We start from the raw sequence: 21,176 nt of genomic DNA, 5'->3' as shown, positions 1-21,176 counted from the left end.
AAGACGGAGAATGATCATGACTTTCTGGCGCAGCCTTTTCGTCGCCGCGAGCCTGGTGGCCGCCCCGCTCAGCCTCGCTCACGCGCAGACGCCGCAGGCGGTGAAAGTGAAGAACGTCGTGCTGGTGCACGGCGCCTGGGCCGACGGCTCCAGCTGGTCGGAGGTGATCCCGATCCTCCAGGCCGCGGGCCTGCATGTGACGGCCGTGCAGAATCCGTTGTCGTCACTTGCGGACTCCGTTGAGGCGACCAGACGCGCGCTGGCCGAGCAGGACGGGCCGACCGTGCTGGTCGCGCATTCCTGGGGCGGCACCGTGATCAGCGAGGTCGGCACCGACCCGAAGGTCACCGGCCTCGTCTATGTCGCCGCACGCGCGCCCGACGCCAATGAGGATTTCGTCGCGCTGTCGAAGCAGTTTCCGACCGGCCCGGTGCGCGCCGGCATCGTCGAGCGCGACGGCTACACCAAGCTGTCCGAGGACGCCTTCCTGAAACATTTCGCCAACGGCGTGAAGCCGGAGCAGGCCAAGGAGCTCTACGCGGTGCAATGGCCGACCGCCGCCTCGATCTTCGCCGGCCGCACCACGGAAGCGGCCTGGCATTCCAAGCCGAGCTGGTACGCGGTGTCGAAGAACGACGACACCATCAATCCCGATCTCGAACGCTTCCTCGCCAAGCGCATGAACGCCACCACGATCGAGCTCGATGCCGGCCACCTCTCGCTGGTGTCGCATCCGAAGGCGGTGGCGAATCTGATCCTGGAAGCGGCGGGTTATGGACGGAGCTGAGGGCTGACTGCCTCGATGCAAAAGGCGCCTGAGTGCTCAGGCGCCTTTTGTTTTTGCTCCCCTCTCCCCAACGTCGTCCTGGCGAAAGCCAGGACCCATTAGCCCAGGGAGGTGTTTAGCGAAGACACGTCGTTCGGGACTCGCACCTCCCACATCCGATAGACCTCGCGGTATGGGTCCTGGCCTTCGCCAGGACGACACCAAAAATGTGGTGAGCGCCGTCGCGCCAAACGAACAGCGCGCTAGTCCAGCCCCTGTGCCGCCGGCATGTCCTGCGTCGGCAGGATCGTTGCGGCAGGCTTGGCCTGACCGACGGTCGATGCGGCGGCTGGCGGGGTGGCCTCAACGGGCTTGGCCTGCACGGCGGCCGCTGTCTGCTGCGCAGGCTGAGCCTGCGGGGCCTGGGCCTGCTGGACCGCAGGCTCGGCCGGCTTCGCCGCTGCGACCGGCGTCTCCCCGCGCGGAGGAGCAGCCCTCGGCAGCGGCACGGCGCGGCTGGCGACATGCGGGATCGAGGCGGGCGGACGAGGCGGCCCGCTGCGAACCGCGGTCGGCGGCGGCAACGCGCTTTGCGGGCCGTAAGGCGCGACCGCGCGCTCCTCATAGGCGGGGGCCATGCCATAGGCATCGGCCGCCGGCATGAAGCGCAGGATTCGTCCATCGCGGGCATCGATCACGAGCCGGCCGTCGTCGCCGCGACGGTCGATCACCGCAATGGTGTAGACGCTGCCGCGCAGACGCGGGATGCCGAGCGGCGAGAAGCCGTTGTCACGCAGCACGGCGTAGACCTCGGTCGGTGGCAGCAGCGCCGGCGCCGGGCCGCGTTCTTCGTAACCGTAGCCATAGCCATACCGCGGTGGTGGAGGTGGCGCGGCGTCCGGCGGACCGTAGGGCCCGTCGAAATCCGACACCGCGATCGCAGCCCCTCTCGCAATACCGCTCGCCGGAACTTGCGCCTCTGCCGCGGTCACCGCCAGCGCCAGCGCGGCGGCAGCCACACATCCTGTGAAAAACTTCATGGTCGACACGCTCCTGTCAGGCCCCGAATGGATCGCGCTCTTTCGCTTCTTGCGGCGTGGCGCACCTTCCGAAGGGGCGATCCGAAGCTTCATTTGCGATTTCGGCGTCCACAGGGCCGGATCAGGGCGCGTTTGCTTCAAAACCGGGGCCGCGCAACTTTCGGAAAGCGATTGATTGACAGATCGGGAATCGGGACTTTCGCGCGCTTGTGTGATAGACAAAAATTTGGCAAGGTGATTGTTAGGACAGGAAGACTGTCTCAATTTTGCTTGCGGTTCCGGCATAGGGATTGCAACGAAAGTTGGTGCTTCCGAGCACCAAGAAGGCAACAGGAAAAGCCGTTCTCGGGGACGTAGAACGCCTTGGCCTGAATTTAAGAAAATGCGGCTCGCAGCGGACGAGCGGTGGCCCAGAAGCGGGTGCCGCGGAACGCCCAAGGTGCGCCGAAGATGGCGGTGAGGCAGCTTGCCGCATGGAGAGGACAGGAACCATGAACGGGTCGCAATTCGAGCGCGCAAACATCGTGGCAGAAGAGCTGTCGGCGACGGTCGCCTCGAAAACGACCGATCCGATTCAGGAACACAATTCGCGGCCGCCGGCCGAAGGCCTCTACGATCCGAGCCTGGAGAAGGATTCCTGCGGCGTCGGCTTCATCGCCAACATCAAGGGCAAGAAGTCCCACGAGATCGTCTCGGACGCGCTCAGCATCCTCTGCAACCTCGAGCATCGCGGCGCCGTCGGCGCCGACCCGCGCGCCGGTGACGGCGCCGGCATCCTGGTGCAGATCCCGCACGCCTTCTTCGCCCGCAAGGCCAAGGAGCTCGGCTTCGCGCTGCCTCAACCTGGCGAATACGCCATCGGCGCGCTGTTCATGCCGCGCGACACCGCCTGGCGCAACGTCATCAAGAGCATCATCGCCGACCAGATCAAGGAAGAGGGCCTGACCCTGCTCGGCTGGCGCGATGTGCCGACCGACAATTCCTCGCTCGGCGTCACCGTGAAGCCGACCGAGCCCGCCTGCATGCAGGTGTTCATCGGCCGCAATGGCACCGCCAAGACCGAGGACGATTTCGAACGCCGGCTCTACATCCTGCGCAAGTCGATCTCGCAGGCGATCTACCAGCGCCGCGACCGCGGCCTTGCGGGCTATTACCCCTGCTCGATGTCCTGCCGCACGGTGATCTACAAGGGCATGTTCCTCGCCGACCAGCTCGGCAAGTACTATCCCGACCTGCACGAGGCGGACTTCGAGAGCGCGCTGGCGCTGGTGCATCAGCGCTTCTCGACCAACACCTTCCCGGCCTGGTCGCTGGCGCATCCGTACCGCATGATCGCGCACAACGGCGAGATCAACACGCTGCGCGGCAACACCAACTGGATGGCGGCACGCCAGGCCTCGGTGAGCTCCGAGCTCTACGGCAAGGACATCAACCGGCTCTGGCCGATCTCCTACGAGGGACAGTCGGACACCGCCTGCTTCGACAACGCGCTCGAATTCCTGGTGCAGGGCGGCTACTCGCTGCCGCACGCCGTCATGATGATGATTCCGGAAGCGTGGGCCGGCAATCCCTTGATGGATGAGACGCGCCGCGCCTTCTACGAATATCACGCCGCGCTGATGGAGCCGTGGGACGGCCCCGCCGCGATCGCCTTCACCGACGGCCGCCAGATCGGCGCCACGCTCGACCGCAACGGCTTGCGGCCGGCGCGCTATCTCGTGACCAAGGACGACCGCATCGTGATGGCGTCCGAGATGGGCGTGCTGACCATCCCCGAGGACCAGATCATCACCAAGTGGCGCTTGCAGCCCGGCAAGATGCTGCTGGTCGACCTCGAGCAGGGCCGCCTGATCCCCGACGACGAGATCAAGGCCGGTCTCGCCAAGAGCCATCCCTACAAGGAATGGCTGGAGCGGACCCAGATCGTGCTGGAAGAGCTGCCGAAGGTTCCGACGACCGGCGTGCGCTCCAACCTGTCGCTGCTCGATCGCCAGCAAGCGTTCGGCTACAGCCAGGAAGACATCACCATCCTGATGACGCCGATGGCGGCCACGGGCGAGGAAGCCGCAGGCTCGATGGGCAACGACACGCCGATCTCTGCGCTGTCGGACAAGGCCAAGCCGCTGTTCACCTACTTCAAGCAGAACTTCGCGCAGGTCACCAACCCGCCGATCGACCCGATCCGCGAGGAACTGGTGATGAGCCTCGTCTCGATCATCGGGCCGCGGCCGAACCTGTTCGACCTGCAGGGCCTCGCCACCACCAAGCGCCTCGAAGCGCGCCAGCCGATCCTGACCGACGCGGATCTGGAAAAGATCCGCTCGATCTCGGACGTGGCGGAGTCGCACTTCAAGTCGCGCACGCTGGACACGACGTTCCACGCCGGGCTCGGCGCGGCCGGCATGGACCAGGTGCTGGACGAGCTCTGCGCGCGCGCGGAGAGCGCGGTGCGCGAGGGCGTCAACATCATCATCCTGTCCGACCGCATGGTCGGCACCGACCGCGTGCCGATTCCGTCGCTGCTGGCCTGCGCCGCCGTGCATCATCATCTGATCCGCACCGGCCTGCGCACCTCGGTCGGCCTCGTCGTCGAATCCGGCGAGCCGCGCGAAGTGCATCACTTCGCCTGCCTGGCCGGCTACGGCGCAGAGGCAATCAATCCTTACCTCGCGTTCGAGACCATCATCGCGATGAAGGACCGCCTGCCCGGCTCGCTCGACGACTACGAGATCGTCAAGCGCTACATCAAGTCGATCGGCAAGGGCCTGCTGAAGGTGATGTCCAAGATGGGCATCTCGACCTACCAGTCCTATTGTGGCGCGCAGATCTTCGACGCGGTCGGCCTCAAGGCCGACTTCGTCGGAAAGTTCTTCGCCGGCACGCATACCCGCGTCGAGGGCGTGGGCCTTTCCGAGATCGCGGAAGAAGCCGTGCGCCGCCATGCCGACGCGTTCGGCGAGGCGCTGGTCTACAAGACCTCGCTCGATGTCGGCGGCGAATATGCCTACCGCAGCCGCGGCGAGGACCACGCATGGACCGCGGAGTCGGTCGGGCTGCTTCAGCACGCCGCGCGCGGCAATTCGCTGGAACGCTATCGCGCCTTCGCAAAGATCCTCAACGAGCAGTCGGAGCGTCTGCTGACGCTGCGCGGCCTGTTCCGGATCAAGAGCGCCGAGGAAGAGAAGCGCAAGCCGGTGCCGCTCGACCAGGTCGAGCCGGCCAAGGACATCGTCAAGCGGTTCGCCACGGGTGCTATGTCGTTCGGCTCGATCTCGCGCGAGGCCCACACCACGCTCGCGATCGCCATGAACCGGATCGGCGGCAAGTCGAACACCGGCGAAGGCGGCGAGGAAGCCGACCGCTTCAAGCCGCTGCCGAACGGCGACAGCATGCGCTCGGCGATCAAGCAGGTCGCCTCGGGCCGCTTCGGCGTCACCACGGAGTATCTCGTCAACTCCGACATGATGCAGATCAAGATGGCGCAGGGCGCCAAGCCCGGCGAAGGCGGCCAGCTGCCCGGCCACAAGGTCGACGCGACCATCGCCAAGGTGCGTCACTCGACGCCGGGCGTCGGCCTGATCTCGCCGCCGCCGCACCACGACATCTACTCGATCGAGGATCTGGCGCAGCTCATCTACGACCTCAAGAACGTCAACCCGACGGGCGACGTCTCGGTCAAGCTGGTCTCCGAGATCGGCGTCGGCACGGTGGCCGCGGGCGTTGCCAAGGCACGCGCCGACCACGTCACCATCGCGGGCTTCGAGGGCGGCACCGGCGCTTCGCCGCTGACCTCGATCAAGCACGCCGGCAGCCCCTGGGAAATCGGCCTCGCCGAGACCCACCAGACGCTGGTGCGCGAGCGGCTGCGCAGCCGCATCGTGGTCCAGGTCGACGGCGGTTTCCGCACCGGCCGTGACGTCGTGATCGGCGCGCTGCTCGGCGCCGACGAGTTCGGCTTCGCCACCGCGCCGCTGATCGCGGCCGGCTGCATCATGATGCGCAAGTGCCATCTCAACACCTGCCCGGTCGGGGTCGCGACGCAGGACCCGGTCCTGCGCAAGCGCTTCACCGGTCAGCCCGAGCACGTGATCAACTACTTCTTCTTCGTCGCGGAAGAGGTGCGCGAGATCATGGCCTCGCTCGGCTTCCGCACCTTCAACGAGATGGTCGGCCAGGTGCAGCTGCTCGACCAGACCAAGCTGGTTGCGCACTGGAAGGCCAAGGGCCTCGACTTCTCCAAGCTGTTCGTCAAGCAGAAGGAAGAGAAGGGCCAGAAGATCTATCATTCCGAGCGCCAGAACCATCATCTGGAGGCGGTGCTCGATCGCACGCTGATCGAGAAGGCGCAGCCCGCGCTCGACCGCGGCGCGCCGGTGAAGATCGAGGCCACGATCAACAGCACCAACCGTTCCGCCGGCGCGATGCTGTCGGGCGCGGTCGCCAAGATCTACGGCCATGCCGGCCTGCCGCATGACACCATCCATGTCAGCCTCAAGGGCACCGCGGGCCAGGCTTTCGGCGCGTGGCTCGCCCATGGCGTCACCTTCGAGCTCGAGGGTGAAGGCAACGACTATGTCGGCAAGGGCCTCTCGGGCGGCAAGATCATCGTCAAGCCGCCGAAGAACTCCGCGATCGTGCCGGAAGAGAGCATCATCGTCGGCAACACCGTGATGTACGGCGCCATCCAGGGCGAGTGCTACTTCCGCGGCATCGCCGGCGAGCGCTTTGCCGTGCGTAACTCCGGCGCGGTTGCCGTGGTCGAGGGCGCGGGCGACCATTGCTGCGAATACATGACCGGCGGCATCGTGGTCGTGCTCGGCAAGACCGGGCGCAACTTCGCGGCCGGCATGTCCGGCGGCATCGCCTATGTGCTGGACGAGACCGGCGACTTCGACAAGCTGTGCAACATGGCGATGGTCGAGCTCGAGCCGGTGCTGTCGGAAGAGCTGATCAACGCCGGCACCTATCACCACTCCGGTGACCTCGAGGCGCACGGCCGGGTCGACGTGTTCAAGGATCTGCTCGACTCCGACGTCGAGCGGCTGCACGTCCTGATCACGCGCCATGCGAAAGCGACCGGCTCCAAGCGCGCCGCCGACATCCTTGCCAACTGGAAGGACTGGCTGCCCAAGTTCCGCAAGGTGATGCCGGTCGAGTACCGGCGCGCGCTGCGCGAAATGGCCGCCAACGCGGACGCCGAGCCGAAAATCGCGATCGGGGCGTAAGGCATCACACCCCGTCATTGCGAGCGAAGCGAAGCAATCCAGGCTTTCTATATTGATGCAGACTGGATTGCTTCGTCGCTTCAGTGCAAAATTGCTCCGCAATTTTGTCACGAGCTCCTCGCAATGACGACGAGACGAAACAGAACGAATTCAAGCGGCAGGGACTTCGGGTTTAATGGGCAAGATCACGGGTTTTCTGGAAATCGAACGGCACGACCGCAAGTACACCCCGGTCGCCGAGCGCGTGAAGCATTACAACGAGTTCGTCGTTCCCTTGACCGAGAAGGAAACGCGCGACCAGGCCGCGCGCTGCATGAATTGCGGCATTCCCTATTGCCATGGCACCGGCTCGGTCGCGCCGGGCACGCCGGGCTGCCCGGTCAACAACCAGATCCCCGACTTCAACGACCTCGTCTATCAGGGCAATTGGGAAGAAGCCTCGCGCAACCTGCACTCGACCAACAATTTCCCTGAATTCACCGGTCGCATCTGTCCGGCGCCGTGTGAAGCGTCCTGCACGCTCAACATCGACGACAACCCCGTCACCATCAAGACGATCGAATGCGCGATCGTCGACCGCGCCTGGGACAATGGCTGGCTGAAGCCGGAGATCGCCTCCGTCAAGACCGGCAAGAAGGTCGCGGTGATCGGCGCGGGCCCGGCCGGCATGGCCTGCGCGCAGCAGCTGGCGCGTGCCGGCCACGACGTGCATTTGTTCGAGAAGTACGCCAAGGCCGGCGGCCTGCTGCGCTACGGCATCCCCGACTTCAAGATGGAGAAGGGCGTCATCGACCGCCGCGTCAAGCAGATGGAAGGCGAAGGCGTCACCTTCCACTACAACAGCCATGTCGGCACTGACGGCAATGTCGATCCGCGCGAGCTGCTCAACGAGTATGACGCCGTTGCGCTGACCGGCGGCGCCGAAGCCCCGCGCGACCTGCCGATCCCCGGCCGCGACCTCCAGGGCATCCACTACGCCATGGACTTCCTGCCGCAGCAGAACCGCCGCGTCTCCGAGGAGCCGCTGAACGGCGTCACCGAGATCCTGGCTGCCGGCAAGCATGTCGTCGTCATCGGCGGCGGCGACACCGGAAGCGACTGCATCGGCACCTCGCTGCGCCAGGGCGCGCTCTCCGTGACCCAGCTCGAGATCATGCCCGCTCCCCCCGAGCACGAAAACAAAGGCCTGACCTGGCCGAACTGGCCGCTGAAGATGCGCACCTCATCCAGCCAGGCCGAAGGCGCGATCCGCGAATTCGCCGTGTTGACCCAGAAGTTTTCCGGCGAGAACGGCGAGGTCAAGAAGCTGCACTGCGTGCGCGTCGACGACAAGTTCAAGCCGATTGCCGGCACCGAGTTCGAGCTCGATGCCGAGCTCGTGCTGCTCGCCATGGGCTTCGTCCATCCCGTGCACGAGGGCCTGCTCAAGCTGCTGTCGGTCGAGCTCGACCCGCGCGGCAACGTCAAGGCCAACACCTTGGACTACCAGACCTCGCGCCCGAACGTGTTCACGGCAGGCGACATGCGCCGCGGGCAATCGCTGGTGGTGTGGGCGATCCGCGAGGGCCGGCTGTGCGCGCGGTCGATCGATACGTTCTTGATGGGGAAGACTGATCTGCCGCGGTAGGTTTTCGCTCCGCTGCCAGACTTACGAAAGGTGTCATCGCCCGCGAAAGCGGGCGATCCAGTATTCCAGAGGCGTCAGACATATACGGATGAGCCGCGGCGTACTGGATGCCCCGGTCCAGCCGGGGCATGACGGCGGAGTAGGTGGCGAGAACGGGCACAACGGTTCCGATGCAGTCAGGATGACTCGCCGCCCCTCTAATTCTGCAGCCTCACCCCCAACATCACCACAGTCCCCTGCGAGCTCGACCCCGCCTGGTTCGAATCCAGGATGTCATGCCGCAGCGTGCCCTTGATCCAGATGTTGCGGTTGAGCTTGTAGATCAGATTGCCTTCGAGCGAGTAGGTTTTGTCGTTGCGACCCTGGTTCTGGTAGTCGTAGGTGCCGTAGGTGAACTTGCCGATTGCGGTGAGCCAGCGGCGGAAGTCGTGATCGACTTCGACGCCATAGGTGTGCACCAGCACGCCGGAGGAGCCGGGGACGGTGGTCTCGTTGATCTGCGTGTCGGTGGCAAGTTTTACCGTGGTGAGGCCGCTCGCGTTCCAGATCAGCGAGCCCGAGGTGAGGAAGCCCGAGAGCTGGCTGAGGCGCGGGTCGACATAGTTGCGCGCGGAATAGCCGACCGAGACCTCGCCGGTGAGGATGCGCGAGAACTCGAAGGACGAGCCGACCTTGGCGTAGCCGCCGTTCGAATCGCGGAAGTAGCCGTTGCGGTCCGCGGCCTGGTCGTGAACGCGGGTGTCGCCCTGGATCTCGACGAACGGTTTTAGCCCGGGCTTCAGCTCGTAGGAGAAGCGGCCGACGCCGCCATACTGGTTGAAGTCGCGATCGGCGTTCGTGAAGGTCGTGCCGTCGGTGAGCTTGGAATCCGTGTAGGCGGTGCGATCGACGGTGGCGCCGGCGGCGACCTGGAAGCGGTTGAAAGTCTGGTCGAAGCCGACGGTGGTGCCGTAGGTGGCGTAAACAGGATATTTCTGCAGGCCGGCCTGCACGTTCGGGCTGCCGGGATTGTCGGTGGCGAGCCGCAGGCGCAGCTGCGAGGTCAGCTTGAGATCGCGGTCGACGTCGATGCGGCCGTCGACATGGCCGTTGAAATCGGGACGATTGATCTCGACCGGCGAGGGCGAGGCGAAACCGTCGATCGTCGCCGGCATGTTGTTGGTGTAGCCGGAGAACGAGCCGCGCAGATCGGCAACCAGCGCGTGGCGCTGCCAGTCGGACTGCACGAGGAGGTCGGGCGCGACGACATAGACCGGCGAGCCGACCGGCTTGTTGAGGCGCGCCGGGTTGGTGTCGTAGCCGGTGGAGAGCTCGAGCCCGCCCTTGATCAGGAAGCTGCCAGCGTAATCGCCGACCGCGCCGAACGCGTCGTCATCGGCCTTGAGACGGCGGCGCAGCGGCTGGCCGGGCACGTTGCCTGCCATCGCCGGGGCGACCGGCACCTTGTGCGCAGTCTCGGACGGCGGCGGCGCGATCCGCGGCGGACCGAGCGTCGTCACCGGCGTTGCCGGTGGCGGCGGCGAGCCGGGGCCGACCGGGCGCTTCGGCTTCGGCTGGCCGGGATAGAGTTTTGGCTGCTGCCGCTTGCGGTTGAGCGAGTCGTAGCCCGAACCGCTGGCGCCGTTGGCGGCCGGCAGGCCGTAGGTCGGGACCTGAAAGGTTGGGGCTTGGCCGACGCGCGAGGTCGCCGGCGTCTGCTGGCGCCTGCGCGGGTCGGCATTGGGATCTGGCAGCGCCGGCAGCGCATCCGAAGGCGCCTGCGGTACGCCCGCGGTGCGGCGCGTCGGCAGCGTGTCGGGCGCGGCGAAGCCGCCGCGGTTGGGATTGAACAGGTCGGGCGTGAGGCTCTGGGCGGCCAAAGGGCTGCTTTGCAAGGCGGTCAGCGCCAGACACGGCAAAGCCGCGCGCAGGAAATGCGCGCGTTTGCTCCGGCCGGTGCCTGGAGACGACCCCACGATGGAATTACCCCAACGAAATCAAATACTTTCGCGATTGCCTCCGCCGGCTGGCGGAAACCATCGTTAATGGAGTTAAAACAATTATGGTTAATGACCCGTTGAGGGTCCGGGCGGCCGCGTCGCCTGATCTGCCGAGCCGTGCTAAGCAGGCGCCAACAGGCCATTGCCCCTCCTCCCTGGACCAAGACATGCCGAGTTCGAAACCGCTGATGACCCAATCATCCGGCCCTACCCCCTCAAGCGTCGAATCCGCGCTCCGCACGCTGGAGACCGAGAGCGGCGGCATCAACGCGCTCGCCGCCGCCCTGCGCGGCCCGCTGGGTGCGACCTTCGCCGCGGCGGTCGACCTGATCCGTCAGGCCAAAGGCCGCGTCATCGTCACCGGGCTTGGCAAGTCGGGCCATATGGGGCGCAAGATCGCAGCGACGCTGGCCTCAACCGGCACGCCCGCCTTCTTCGTACACACCGCTGAAGCCGCCCATGGCGACCTCGGCATGATCACCGCTGATGACGTCATCATGGCGCTGTCCTGGTCCGGCGAGCAGCCGGAGATGAAGACCCTCGTGAATTATTCGGCGCGCTTTGCGATTCCCATGATCGCGGTGACGTCGAATGCGGCCTCCTCGCTGGGCCAGGCCGCCGACCTCGTGATCGAGTTGCCGAAGGCGCGCGAGGCCTGCCCGCACAATCTGGCACCGACCACCTCGACCCTGATGCAGGCCGCGATCGGCGATGCGCTCGCGATCGCGCTGCTCGAAGGCCGCGGCTTCACCGCGCTCGAGTTCGCGCATTTCCACCCCGGCGGCAAGCTGGGCGCGATGCTGAAATTCGTCCGCGACTACATGCGCACCGGCGCGGAGATCCCGCTCAAACCGCTTGGCACCAAAATGTCGGACGCGGTGATGGAGATGTCGGCCAAGGGCTTGGGCTGCGTCTGCATCGTCGACGATGCCGGCGGGATCGCGGGCATCATCACCGACGGCGATTTGCGCCGTCACATGCAGCGGCCGGACTTGCTCGCGGTATCGGTCGACGACGTCATGACGAAGCAGCCGAAGACCGTTCCACCCTCGATGATGGCGACCGAGATGATCGAGGTGCTGAACACGCGGAAGATCACCACGCTTGTCGTGACCGAGGCGAACAAGGTGGTCGGCATCGTGCATTTACACGATCTGTTGCGGGCGGGCGTGGCTTAAGGCGCGCTCTCCGTGTGAACCGCAGCTCTCTCCTCCGTCATTGCGAGCGAAGCGAAGCAATCCAGAATCCCTCCGCGGAAGCACTCTGGATCGCTTCGCTCGCAATGACCGCAGTTAGAGCGGCGCCGGAAACCGCGCCGCCTTCTCCTCCGGCGGCAGCCGCAGCCCGTTCGCCAGATACGACACCGTGCGATAGAAGCCGCACAGCAGCATGATCTCCAGAATCTGCGCCTCGTCGTAATGCGCCGAGAGCGCGGCGAATTCCGCGTCGGTGAACGTCGCGCGGTGATGCAGCGCGTCGACGGCTGCGATCAACGCCTGTTCGGCTGGGGACCAGCAGGCTGACATTGCGTCGCCTTGCACGGTCGCGAGGACCTCCGCCTCGGTGAGTTTCGCCGGACCAGCAAATACCGCGACATGCACGCCCCATTCATATTCGCAATGGTTCAGCGCACAGGTGCGGTCGATGACGATCTCGCGTTGGCGCAGGGACAGCGGCCCGGGATCGAGCAGGCCGCCGGCGCGGAACTTGTCCCAGGCGCGGCTGTGGCCGGCCATCACCCGGAACAGCACCAGCGGCGGCGCGCCGCGCATGATGCGGTCGAATTGCGCCTGGATCTCCGGGGGATAAGGCGGCGCGAGCGGCGCAATGCGCGGTGTGGCCTGGGACATTGGCCGTCTCCATTGCTACAATTACCGTAGCAATACGCTACACTATCTGTAGCGATACGCAAGAGGGCGACGATGGCGAAACAGGCCGGCTCGACACCACGCAACGTCCGCGGCTCGCGCACCGGACGGCCGATCATGGCGCTGCTCGACCTGCTCGGCCGGCGCTGGACCTTGCGGATCCTGTGGGAGTTGCGCGACGCCCCCCTCACCTCCCGCGCATTGCGCACCGCCTGCGACGAGGCCTCGCCGACAGTGCTGCAAGCACGCCTGGACGATTTGCGCGAGGCGGGGTTCGTGGAGCTGGGCGAAGGTGGCGGCTATGGGCTGACGGCGCTCGGGCGGGAATTGTGCGAGACCTTCATGCCGCTACACCGGTTTGCGGAGAGGTGGAAGAGGTCGTAACGTCTCTTACCCTCCCCTGGAGGGGGAGGGTCGCTACACATGCAGCGAAGCGAAATGCGTAGCGGGGTGGGGTGACGGTCTCTCCACCGAAGCAGTGCCCGAGTGGAGAGATCACCCCACCCCGCTCGCGCTGCGCGCGATCGACCCTCCCCCTCCAGGGGAGGGTAAGAAATCACGCCGCCGCGACCGTCAGATTCGCGCCGTCCACCTGCACCACCTTGACGCGCGTCCCGGCCGGCGTATCCGGCCCGGCGACACGCCACACCGTGTCGCCGATGCGCATGGTGCCGTTGCCGTCGACGATCGGCTTCTCCAGTGTAAACTCGCGGCCCAGCATCGCTTCGGTGCGCTTGTTGAGGAAGGGGCTGGCGCTCGCATCCAGTTTCGGCCGGGCAAGGCGGCGCCACACCGGCACGGCGGCGGCGGCAAACACCGCGAACATCACGAGTTGAATCTGCCAGGACACCGCCACGGCGAAGGAGATCAGGCCGACCAGCAGCGCGGCGAGCCCGAGCCAGAACAGGAACACGCCCGGCGCCAGCACCTCCAGCGCCATCAGGACGAAGCCGAAGATCAGCCAGTTCCAGGTGCCGAGCGATACGAACATGTCGGTCATGACACGACCTCTTCGAAATGGCGCATGCCCTTATCGGAAAACCGGTGCCCACTTTTCCGGGGCATGCGCATGATCCGGTTACGGCACCGCCGGCGGCGTCGGGCCTGACGACGGCACCGAACCGCCACGGCGGGCGGCAGCGGCGGCCGACGCCGCGCTCTCGCCGAACGTTGCCTTGGCAATCTCGCCGATGCCGGCGAGCGAGCCCAGCATGCTCATCGCCTCGACCGGAAGCATGATGACCTTCTGGTTCGGCGAGTCGGCCAGCTGTCCGAACGCCTTGATATATTTGTCCGCGATGAAATAGTTCAGCGCGGCGACGTCGCCCTTGGCGATGGCTTCGCTGACCATCTGCGTCGCCTTGGCCTCGGCCTCGGCGGAGCGCTCGCGCGCCTCGGCGTCGCGGAACGCAGCTTCCTTGCGGCCTTCGGCCTGGAGGATCTGCCCCTGCTTGGCACCTTCGGCGCGCAGGATCTCGGACTGGCGCTGGCCTTCGGCGGCGAGGATGTCGGCGCGCTTGACGCGCTCGGCCTTCATCTGCCGGCCCATCGCCTCGACGAGATCGGCGGGCGGCACGATGTCCTTGATCTCGATCCGGTTGACCTTCAGGCCCCACGGCGAGACCGCGGCATCGACGACGCGCAGGAGGCGCTCGTTGATCTCGTCGCGATGCGACAGCACCTGGTCGAGATCCATCGCGCCCATCACCGAGCGGATGTTGGTCATGGTCAGGACGGTGATGGCCTGGGTCAGGTTGGAAACCTCGTAGCTCGCCTTGGCGGCGTCGAACACCTGGTAGAAGGCGACCCCGTCCACCGTCACGGTGGCGTTGTCCTTGGTGATCACCTCCTGCTCGGGAATGTCGATCACCTGCTCCATCATGTTGATCTTACGTCCGACGCGATCGAAATAGGGCACGATCAGGTTGAGCCCGGGGCTCAGCGTCTGGGTGTACTTGCCGAACCGCTCGATGGTCCAGTCAAAGCCCTGCGGCACCGTCTTCACACCGGCGACCAGCGTGACGATGACGAGCAAAACCAGAACAATCGCGAAAATGTCGAAACCGCTCATATCTCCTCCAAGGCGGGAAAAAGCCCTTTCCCGCGCTGTCATTGGTCGGGAACGCGACCTTACCGGTTCAGCGGTTACGATTCACGTCGGTATCAGCACGATTCTGCACAAGACGCGTCAGGAGGGAACGGTCACGATATGTATTTGCGAAAGGCTCTTGAAAGCGTGCAGGCGCAGACCTAGCGGCGAAAATTAACGAATCCGGCCATGTCGCCGGTCGCGAAAGACTTCATTCGATGACGTCGTTCGCTGTTGCGAGCAGGCTTGGCGGAAGCGTGATGCCAAGCGCCTTGGCCGTCTTGAGGTTGACCGCGAGCTCGAATTTGGTGGGGTTCTGCACGGGCAGGTCGGCAGGTCGTGCGCCCTTCAGAATGCGATCGATATAGCCGGCGGCGCGGCGGAGCTGCTCGGTGCTGTCGGTGCTGTAGGACATCAGGCCGCCCTCGTCGACGAAGGTGCGGCTCCAGAACACCGCGGGCATGTGCGCCTCGGCAATCGCCCCGAGCAGATGCGCGCGGTTGGCCATGGTGAAGAAGTCCGGCAGGATCAGCAGGCCGCCGTCTTTCCGCGTGGCCAGCGCCGCGATCGAGGCTGCGTCGTGGACCTGGGCCGGCTCGACCGTCACGTGAAGCGTCCGTGCGGCGTCCTCGATCGTGCGCAGCATGAGGGGCGCGAACGGCGCGGTGGCGGGATTGTAGACGACGACAACGCGGGACGGTTTCGGCGTCACTTGCGTCAGCATCTCCAGCCATTTGCCGGCCAGCGGACCGTCGTAATCGGTGAAGCCGGTGATATTGCCGCCGGGATGGGCGAGGTTTTCGACAAAGCCCTGGTTGACGGGATCGGTCACCACGGCGAACACGATCGGGATCGTCGCGGTGCGCCGGCGCAACTCTTCGACCGAGGGGGTGCCGACCGCGAGCAGGATGTCGGGCTTGAGCGCGATCAGCTCATCGGCGAGCCCTGAGATCCGCGCCCGGTCGCCGGCGCCGCTGCGCCAGTCGATCCTGAGGTTGCCGTGCTCCTTCCAGCCATGGACCGCAAGCGCCTCGACCAGGACGGCGCTGCGCGTCTGCCCGATCGCATCGTCGGCGGCCGTGACCGAGAGCACGCCGAGCCGGCGCGTTGCGTTTGGCTGCTGCGCCTGTCCAGAAGCCGGCAGAGCCGCGATCGTCCCAAGAAGCGCCAGAAGCTCGCGGCGGTTCATGGGAGACACCATCAGATCCAGCCCTGAAGCTCGCGCAGCACCAGGGTGCGGATCACGTCCATGCCGGGTTCACTGTCGTTGAGACAGGGGATCGCGGAAAACTGCTCGCCGCCATTGTGCTTGAAGATCTCGGCATTCTCCTGCGCAATCTCCTCCAGCGTCTCCAGGCAATCGGCCGAGAAGCCCGGCGTCACCACCGCGATACGGCGGACGCCCTCTTTCGCGAGCCGCTCCATCGTCTTGTCGGTGTAGGGCTGGAGCCACTCGTCATTGCCGAAGCGGGACTGGAACGTCAGCAGCAGCTTTGTCGCGTCCATGCCGAGCCGGCGGCGCAGCGCCTCGGTCGTGGCGATGCAATGCTCCTGATAGGGATCGCCCTTGTCGACATAGGATTTCGGCATGCCGTGGAAGGACGCCACGATCAGCTCCGGCTTGAACGGCAGGGTTGCCAGATGCGTCTCGATCGAGATGGCGAGCGCCTCGATATAGGCATCGTCCTCATAATAGGGCGGCGTCACCCGCAGCGTCGGCTGGTTGCGCAAGCGGGCGAGCACGCGGAACACCTCGTCGCAGACGGTCGCCGAGGTCGGGGCGGAATATTGCGGATAAAGCGGGACGGCGAGGATGCGGTCGCATCCCCCAGCGATCAGCGCGTCGATGCCCGCCTTGATCGAGGGATTGCCATAGCGCATCGCCCAGTCCACCACGACGTGGTCGCGATCCGACAGCGCGGCGGCGAGCTTGTCGGCCTGCGACCGCGTGATGGTCTTCAGCGGCGACTCGTTCCGCTCGTTGTTCCATATCTTCTGGTAGTCGAGCGCCTTGGTGCGGGGACGGCTGCGCAGGATGATGCCGTTCAGCACCAGCTGCCAGATCAGGCCCTGGTCCTCGATGACCCGGGCGTCCGAGAGGAATTCCTTGAGATAGACCCGCACGCCCGGCGCATCGGCCGTATCGGGCGTGCCGAGATTGACCAGGAGCACGCCGACGCGCGGCTGGCCGGACCGGACGGTCGGCTGCGTGGTCTCGATGGGGGCGACGGTCGTCATGACCAGTTGCGTCGCGCGTTGCACCGAACTTGTCAAGATGAGCCCGGTTTCGCTAGGGTCTCCCCAAGCGGGGAGGGGCTGATGACACTCGCGGAATGGTGCGTATTCGGCGCGCTGCTGCTCTATCTCTTGACGATCGCCTCGATCAAATGGATCCGGTTTCGCGGCTTCGACAATTCCCGGCCGCGCGATCCCGCCTTCTATGAAGACGCCATCGCGCAGCGCGCGCTCGGCGCTCACCAGAACGGCATCGAGACTTTTCCGTTCTTCGCCTTCGCCGTGCTGCTGGCCGAATTCAGGGACTCGCCGCAGCGGCTGATCGATGAGCTCGCGGTGCTGTTCCTGATCGTGCGGATCGCCTACGTGCTGACCTATCTCGGCAACCGCCCGACGCTGCGCTCGATCCTCTGGAGCATCGGCTTTGCGATCAATCTCGGGATCTTCTTCATGCCGATGCTGAAGCGATTTCTGCCGGTGTGAGGTCTTACCCTCCCTGGAGGGGGAGGGTAAGCGGGAGCTCACTCAAAAACACGTGGTCCGTTCGGCCGCGATATAGCCGAACAACAGGCCAGCGCCGAACAGCAGCACGAGGCCGGCGGCGCCGAATTCGATGCCGCGCATGAACAGCGCGCCGCCGCCGTCGCGACCTGCGCTCAGGCGGGCGGCGATGTCCTTGGCGGAGACGGCGACGACCGCAATGGTCGCGACCGTGATCGCGGTGCCCAATCCCATCAGGAAGGTCGCGGCAATGCCGGCCCAGAACAGGCCCTGGGCCAGCGCGAACACCAGCACCAGGATCGCACCCGAGCAGGGACGGATGCCGACGGTGAGGATCGCGGCGAATCCGCGCCGCCAGCCGCCGGGGCCGGCGAGCTCGCTCGGCGTCGGGCCGTGGGAATGGCCGCAATGCTCGTCATGGACGTGGTCGTGCCCGTGATCGTGATGGGCGTGGGCGTGATCATGATGATGGGCATCATGCTGATGGTGGTGGCCGTGATCATGATGGTCATGCGGCACGCCCGCGATCGCCGGCACCGGCTGAACCGCCTGGAGCGCGCGGATAAAGGCGCCGCCCTTGACCCAGACCAGGCGCAGGCCGAACAGCGCAATCAGCGCGTAGCTCGCGATCTCGATCACGCCTTCCGCCTTGCACATGGTCTTGGCCGTCGCATTCAGCACCCAGGCCGAGATGCCGACGATCAGGATTGCGACCAGCGACTGCATCAGCGCCGAGGCAAACGACAGTGCGATGCCGCGCCGCGCGGTTTCGCGGTTGGCGACGAGATAGGAGGCGATCACCGCCTTGCCGTGGCCCGGGCCGGCCGCGTGGAAGATGCCATACGCGAACGAGATGAAGAGCAGCGTCCACACCGCCGAACCGTCGGATTTGGCGGCGCGGATCGTCGCCGACATCTGCCGGTAGAATTCCGACTGTTTGGCCAGCAGCCAGCCGATGAGACCGCCGGCCTCTGGCTCGGCCGCCTGCGCGGGCTTCGGTGCGCCGAACGGGTTCTGCGCGAGGAGATCGTGCAGCGCGGCATCTGCCACACCCAGCACGACGATGACCGCGGCACAGGCGAGAAGCCCGCGGGCAAGCGGGGAATGAAGACGACCGATCAAGGGCAATCCACCGTGATCTTGTTGGCGAACATCATGCCGAAATTGGTGTTCTCGCCGCTCATGAAGGTCTGCTCGTTGAGCTTCTGCGCGGTCGCGGTGCCGTCGCTCGGACGATCGAGCTTCATCTGGCAGCCGGCGGGCGCACCGACCAGCTTGACCGGGTTGTCCTTGGCCATCTGGAAGTCGATGAAGAAGGAGCGGTCGAACACTTCGAGCACCAGCTGCTTGGGCTTGACCGGGTTCTTCAGCGGCAGCGTGAAGTGCAGGGTCAGCACCGTATCCTTGTAGTCGAGGAAGTAGTCGACCGGCTCCTGGAATCGCTCCTTCTTGCCGTCGGCTCGCGCGAAGGTGAAGTAGGCGTATTCCTTCAGCGACTCGACATTGGTCTGCGCCAGCGGCCCGAGCTCCTCGCGCGTATAGGCGCCCTTCGTCTTGCTCTCGAGCCCCTGCACCGCATAGGCCGAGAACATGTCGTCGAAGGTCCAGGCATGGCGCACGCCGGTAATGCTGCCGTCCGCGGCATAGAGCAGCTCGCTGGTCGCGGTGATCCAGACATGCGGATGGGCGTGCGCGGCGCCCGCCGCGAGCGACAGGCCCACGGCGAGCAGCAAGCCGAACAGAGCGCGCATGCCCATCAGGCCGCCTTGGGGGCGTCGAGCAGGCCGCGGCGGCGGAGCAGTGCGTCGGGCTCCGGCGGGCGGCCGCGGAAGGCCTCATAGGCGGCCTCCGGATCGACCGATCCGCCCGAGGCGTAGATGTCGTCGTGCAGGCGCTTGGCGACGGCCGGATCGAAGATGTTGCCGGCCTCCTCGAACGCGCCGAACGCGTCGGCGTCCATCACCTCCGACCACATGTAGCTGTAATAGCCGGCGGCATAATGGTCGCCGGTGAAGATGTGGCCGAACTGCGTCGGGCGGTGACGCAGCGCGATCTCCTCGGGCATGCCGATCTTCTCCAGCTCCTTCTTCTCGAAGGCGCGCACGTCGCTGGCCGCCGCGGCCGGCTGGGTGTGGAATTCGAGGTCGACCAGCGCCGAGGACACGAACTCGACCGTGGCAAAGCCCTGGTTGAATTTTCGCGCGGCCAGGAAGCGCTGGAGCAAATCGTCCGGCAGCGGCTCGCCGGTCTGGTGGTGGCGGGCGAATTGCTGGAGCACCTCGGGCCGCTCCTGCCAGTGCTCGTAGAGCTGCGACGGCAGCTCGACGAAGTCGGTGAACACGGATGTGCCCGACAGCGACGGATAGGTCACGTTGGACAGCATGCCGTGCAGGCCGTGGCCGAACTCGTGGAACAGGGTGCGGGCATCGTCAGGCGACAGCAGCGAAGGCTCGCCGCCAGCCCCCTTGGAGAAGTTGCAGATGTTGAGAACGAGCGGCGCGACGTCGCCGTCGAGCTTCTGCTGGTCGCGCAGCGAGGTCATCCAGGCGCCGGAGCGCTTCGACGGCCGGGCGAAGTAGTCGCCATAGAACAGCGCCTTGTGCTTGCCGTCGGCCCCCTTCACCTCCCAGACCCGGACGTCCGGGTGCCAGACCGGCACGTCCTTGCGCTCCTCGAAGGTGATGCCGAACAGGCGCGTGGCGCAGTCGAAGGCGGCGGCGATCATGTGGTCGAGCGCGAGGTAGGGCTTGATCGCGGTGTCGTCGAAATTGGCCCGCTGAAGGCGCAGCTTTTCGGCGTAGAAGCGCCAGTCCCAGGGCGCCAGCTTGAAATTGCCGCCCTCTTGCGTGATCAGCGTCTGCATCTCGTCGCGGTCGGCCAGCGCCCGGGCCCGTGCCGGCTTCCAGACCCGCTCCAGAAGGCTCCGCACCGCCTCCGGCGTCTTGGCCATGGAGTCCTCGAGCCGGTAGGCGGCGTAGGTCGGATAGCCCAGCAGGTTCGCGCTCTCCTCGCGCAGCTTCAGGATCTCGACGATGGTCGTATTGTTGTCGTTGGCGTTGCCGTTGTCGCCGCGCGCGATGAACGCCTTGTAGACCTTCTCGCGGAGGTCACGCCGCGCCGAGCTCTTGAGGAACGATTCGACCGAGGAGCGCGACAGCGTGATGATGGCCTTGCCGGCCATGCCGCGCTCTTCCGCCGCAGCCTTGGCGGCAGCGACGAAGCTCTCCGGCAGGCCCTGACGGTCGGCCTCCCCCAGCTCCATGAACCATTCCTGCTCGTCGCCGAGCAGATGATGGCTGAAGCCGGTGCCGAGCTGGGCGAGCCTCTCGTTGATCTCGGCCATCCGCGTCTTGGCTTCCTCCGAGAGGCCGGCGCCGGCGCGGTGGAAGCGGGTATAGGTGCGCTCCAGGAGGCGGAGCTGCTCGGGCGCAAGATCGAGCGCGGCCCGGCTCTCGTGCAGCTGGGCGATGCGACCAAACAGCACGGCGTTCATCATGATCGGATTCCAGTGCCGCGCCATCCGAAGCGAGACATCCTTGTCGATCTCCAGGATGGCCGGATTGGAATGCGCCGAGACGAGGTCGTAGAACACCGCCGCGACCTTGCTCAGCAGCTTGCCGGAGCGCTCCAGCGCCGTGATGGTGTTGGCGAAGTCGGGCGCGGCCGGGTCGTTGGTGATCGCCGCGATCTCGGCGGAATGGTCGGCGAAGGCCTGCTCGAAGGCCGGGAGGAAGTGCTCCGGCTTGATCTCGTCGAAGGGCGGGGTCGCGAACGGCGTCACCCAGGCCTTCAGCAGCGGGTTGGTCTCGGAGTCCGTAGTTTGGCGGGGGTCTGACATCGCAAGTC

The 21,176-nt window shown here is 65.8% G+C and carries 16 protein-coding genes; 6 read left to right on the top strand and 10 right to left on the bottom strand.

Annotation, left to right across the window (positions count from 1 at the left end; genetic code table 11):
• The first annotated feature begins 16 nt into the window (after positions 1–16).
• A complete protein-coding gene (locus AC1RUR_RS22955; RefSeq protein ID WP_492848126.1) occupies positions 17–787 on the top strand; it encodes an alpha/beta fold hydrolase in 771 nt (256 codons plus the stop codon).
• A 242-nt stretch (positions 788–1,029) separates the two neighbouring features.
• Here the strand turns inward: AC1RUR_RS22955 and AC1RUR_RS22950 are convergent, their stop codons facing one another.
• Positions 1,030–1,806, bottom strand: a complete 777-nt coding sequence (locus AC1RUR_RS22950) for a hypothetical protein (protein ID WP_492848124.1) — start codon at positions 1,804–1,806, stop codon at positions 1,030–1,032.
• A gap of 491 nt (positions 1,807–2,297) precedes the next feature.
• Between AC1RUR_RS22950 and gltB the strand changes: the two genes are divergently transcribed.
• Positions 2,298–7,031 carry a glutamate synthase large subunit gene (gene gltB, locus AC1RUR_RS22945; protein WP_492848122.1) on the top strand — a complete coding sequence of 1,578 codons (4,734 nt, stop codon included), beginning with the start codon at positions 2,298–2,300 and terminating at the stop codon, positions 7,029–7,031.
• Positions 7,032–7,206: 175 nt separating this feature from the next.
• Positions 7,207–8,658: a glutamate synthase subunit beta gene (locus tag AC1RUR_RS22940; protein ID WP_492848120.1), complete on the top strand. Its 1,452-nt coding sequence runs from the start codon at positions 7,207–7,209 to the stop codon at positions 8,656–8,658.
• A gap of 197 nt (positions 8,659–8,855) precedes the next feature.
• Here the strand turns inward: AC1RUR_RS22940 and AC1RUR_RS22935 are convergent, their stop codons facing one another.
• Positions 8,856–10,613 carry an outer membrane beta-barrel protein gene (locus AC1RUR_RS22935; protein ID WP_492848118.1) on the bottom strand — a complete coding sequence of 586 codons (1,758 nt, stop codon included), beginning with the start codon at positions 10,611–10,613 and terminating at the stop codon, positions 8,856–8,858.
• A gap of 191 nt (positions 10,614–10,804) precedes the next feature.
• Between AC1RUR_RS22935 and AC1RUR_RS22930 the strand changes: the two genes are divergently transcribed.
• Positions 10,805–11,815: a KpsF/GutQ family sugar-phosphate isomerase gene (locus AC1RUR_RS22930; protein ID WP_492848117.1), complete on the top strand. Its 1,011-nt coding sequence runs from the start codon at positions 10,805–10,807 to the stop codon at positions 11,813–11,815.
• Between the two features lie 114 nt (positions 11,816–11,929).
• Here the strand turns inward: AC1RUR_RS22930 and AC1RUR_RS22925 are convergent, their stop codons facing one another.
• The gene (locus AC1RUR_RS22925; protein WP_492848115.1) at positions 11,930–12,487 is read right to left on the bottom strand and encodes a carboxymuconolactone decarboxylase family protein; all 558 of its coding nucleotides are present in this window, start codon (positions 12,485–12,487) and stop codon (positions 11,930–11,932) included.
• A gap of 72 nt (positions 12,488–12,559) precedes the next feature.
• Between AC1RUR_RS22925 and AC1RUR_RS22920 the strand changes: the two genes are divergently transcribed.
• On the top strand, positions 12,560–12,889 hold the full coding sequence (locus AC1RUR_RS22920; protein WP_492848113.1) for a winged helix-turn-helix transcriptional regulator: 330 nt from the start codon (positions 12,560–12,562) through the stop codon (positions 12,887–12,889).
• 172 nt (positions 12,890–13,061) lie between these two features.
• On the opposite strand, the gene AC1RUR_RS22915 is transcribed toward AC1RUR_RS22920, so the two are convergent.
• The 4 genes from AC1RUR_RS22915 to hemH all read right to left on the bottom strand — a co-directional run bounded on the left by AC1RUR_RS22915 (position 13,062) and on the right by hemH (position 16,832).
• On the bottom strand, positions 13,062–13,505 hold the full coding sequence (locus tag AC1RUR_RS22915; RefSeq protein WP_492848111.1) for an NfeD family protein: 444 nt from the start codon (positions 13,503–13,505) through the stop codon (positions 13,062–13,064).
• 78 nt (positions 13,506–13,583) lie between these two features.
• The gene (locus AC1RUR_RS22910) at positions 13,584–14,576 is read right to left on the bottom strand and encodes an SPFH domain-containing protein (protein WP_492848109.1); all 993 of its coding nucleotides are present in this window, start codon (positions 14,574–14,576) and stop codon (positions 13,584–13,586) included.
• A gap of 229 nt (positions 14,577–14,805) precedes the next feature.
• Positions 14,806–15,783 carry an ABC transporter substrate-binding protein gene (locus tag AC1RUR_RS22905; RefSeq protein ID WP_492848107.1) on the bottom strand — a complete coding sequence of 326 codons (978 nt, stop codon included), beginning with the start codon at positions 15,781–15,783 and terminating at the stop codon, positions 14,806–14,808.
• 11 nt (positions 15,784–15,794) lie between these two features.
• The gene (gene hemH, locus AC1RUR_RS22900) at positions 15,795–16,832 is read right to left on the bottom strand and encodes a ferrochelatase (protein ID WP_492848105.1); all 1,038 of its coding nucleotides are present in this window, start codon (positions 16,830–16,832) and stop codon (positions 15,795–15,797) included.
• An 81-nt stretch (positions 16,833–16,913) separates the two neighbouring features.
• Between hemH and AC1RUR_RS22895 the strand changes: the two genes are divergently transcribed.
• Complete coding sequence (locus AC1RUR_RS22895) at positions 16,914–17,312, top strand: MAPEG family protein (RefSeq protein ID WP_492848103.1); 399 nt, start codon at positions 16,914–16,916, stop codon at positions 17,310–17,312.
• Between the two features lie 42 nt (positions 17,313–17,354).
• On the opposite strand, the gene AC1RUR_RS22890 is transcribed toward AC1RUR_RS22895, so the two are convergent.
• From AC1RUR_RS22890 to AC1RUR_RS22880, 3 genes are read right to left on the bottom strand one after another with little or no spacing between them, the layout of a single operon-like run.
• The gene (locus AC1RUR_RS22890; protein WP_492848101.1) at positions 17,355–18,458 is read right to left on the bottom strand and encodes a nickel/cobalt transporter; all 1,104 of its coding nucleotides are present in this window, start codon (positions 18,456–18,458) and stop codon (positions 17,355–17,357) included.
• On the bottom strand, positions 18,449–19,087 hold the full coding sequence (locus AC1RUR_RS22885; RefSeq protein ID WP_492848099.1) for a DUF1007 family protein: 639 nt from the start codon (positions 19,085–19,087) through the stop codon (positions 18,449–18,451). The genes AC1RUR_RS22890 and AC1RUR_RS22885 overlap by 10 nt, the downstream gene beginning before the upstream one ends.
• Positions 19,087–21,168: a M3 family metallopeptidase gene (locus AC1RUR_RS22880; protein ID WP_492848097.1), complete on the bottom strand. Its 2,082-nt coding sequence runs from the start codon at positions 21,166–21,168 to the stop codon at positions 19,087–19,089. Before AC1RUR_RS22880 ends, AC1RUR_RS22885 begins: the two co-directional genes overlap by 1 nt.
• Positions 21,169–21,176: the final 8 nt, after the last annotated feature.

It is taken from the genome of Bradyrhizobium sp. GW821-FHT12B03 (assembly GCF_058807535.1).
This window is presented reverse-complemented; position numbering and strand designations above follow the sequence as displayed.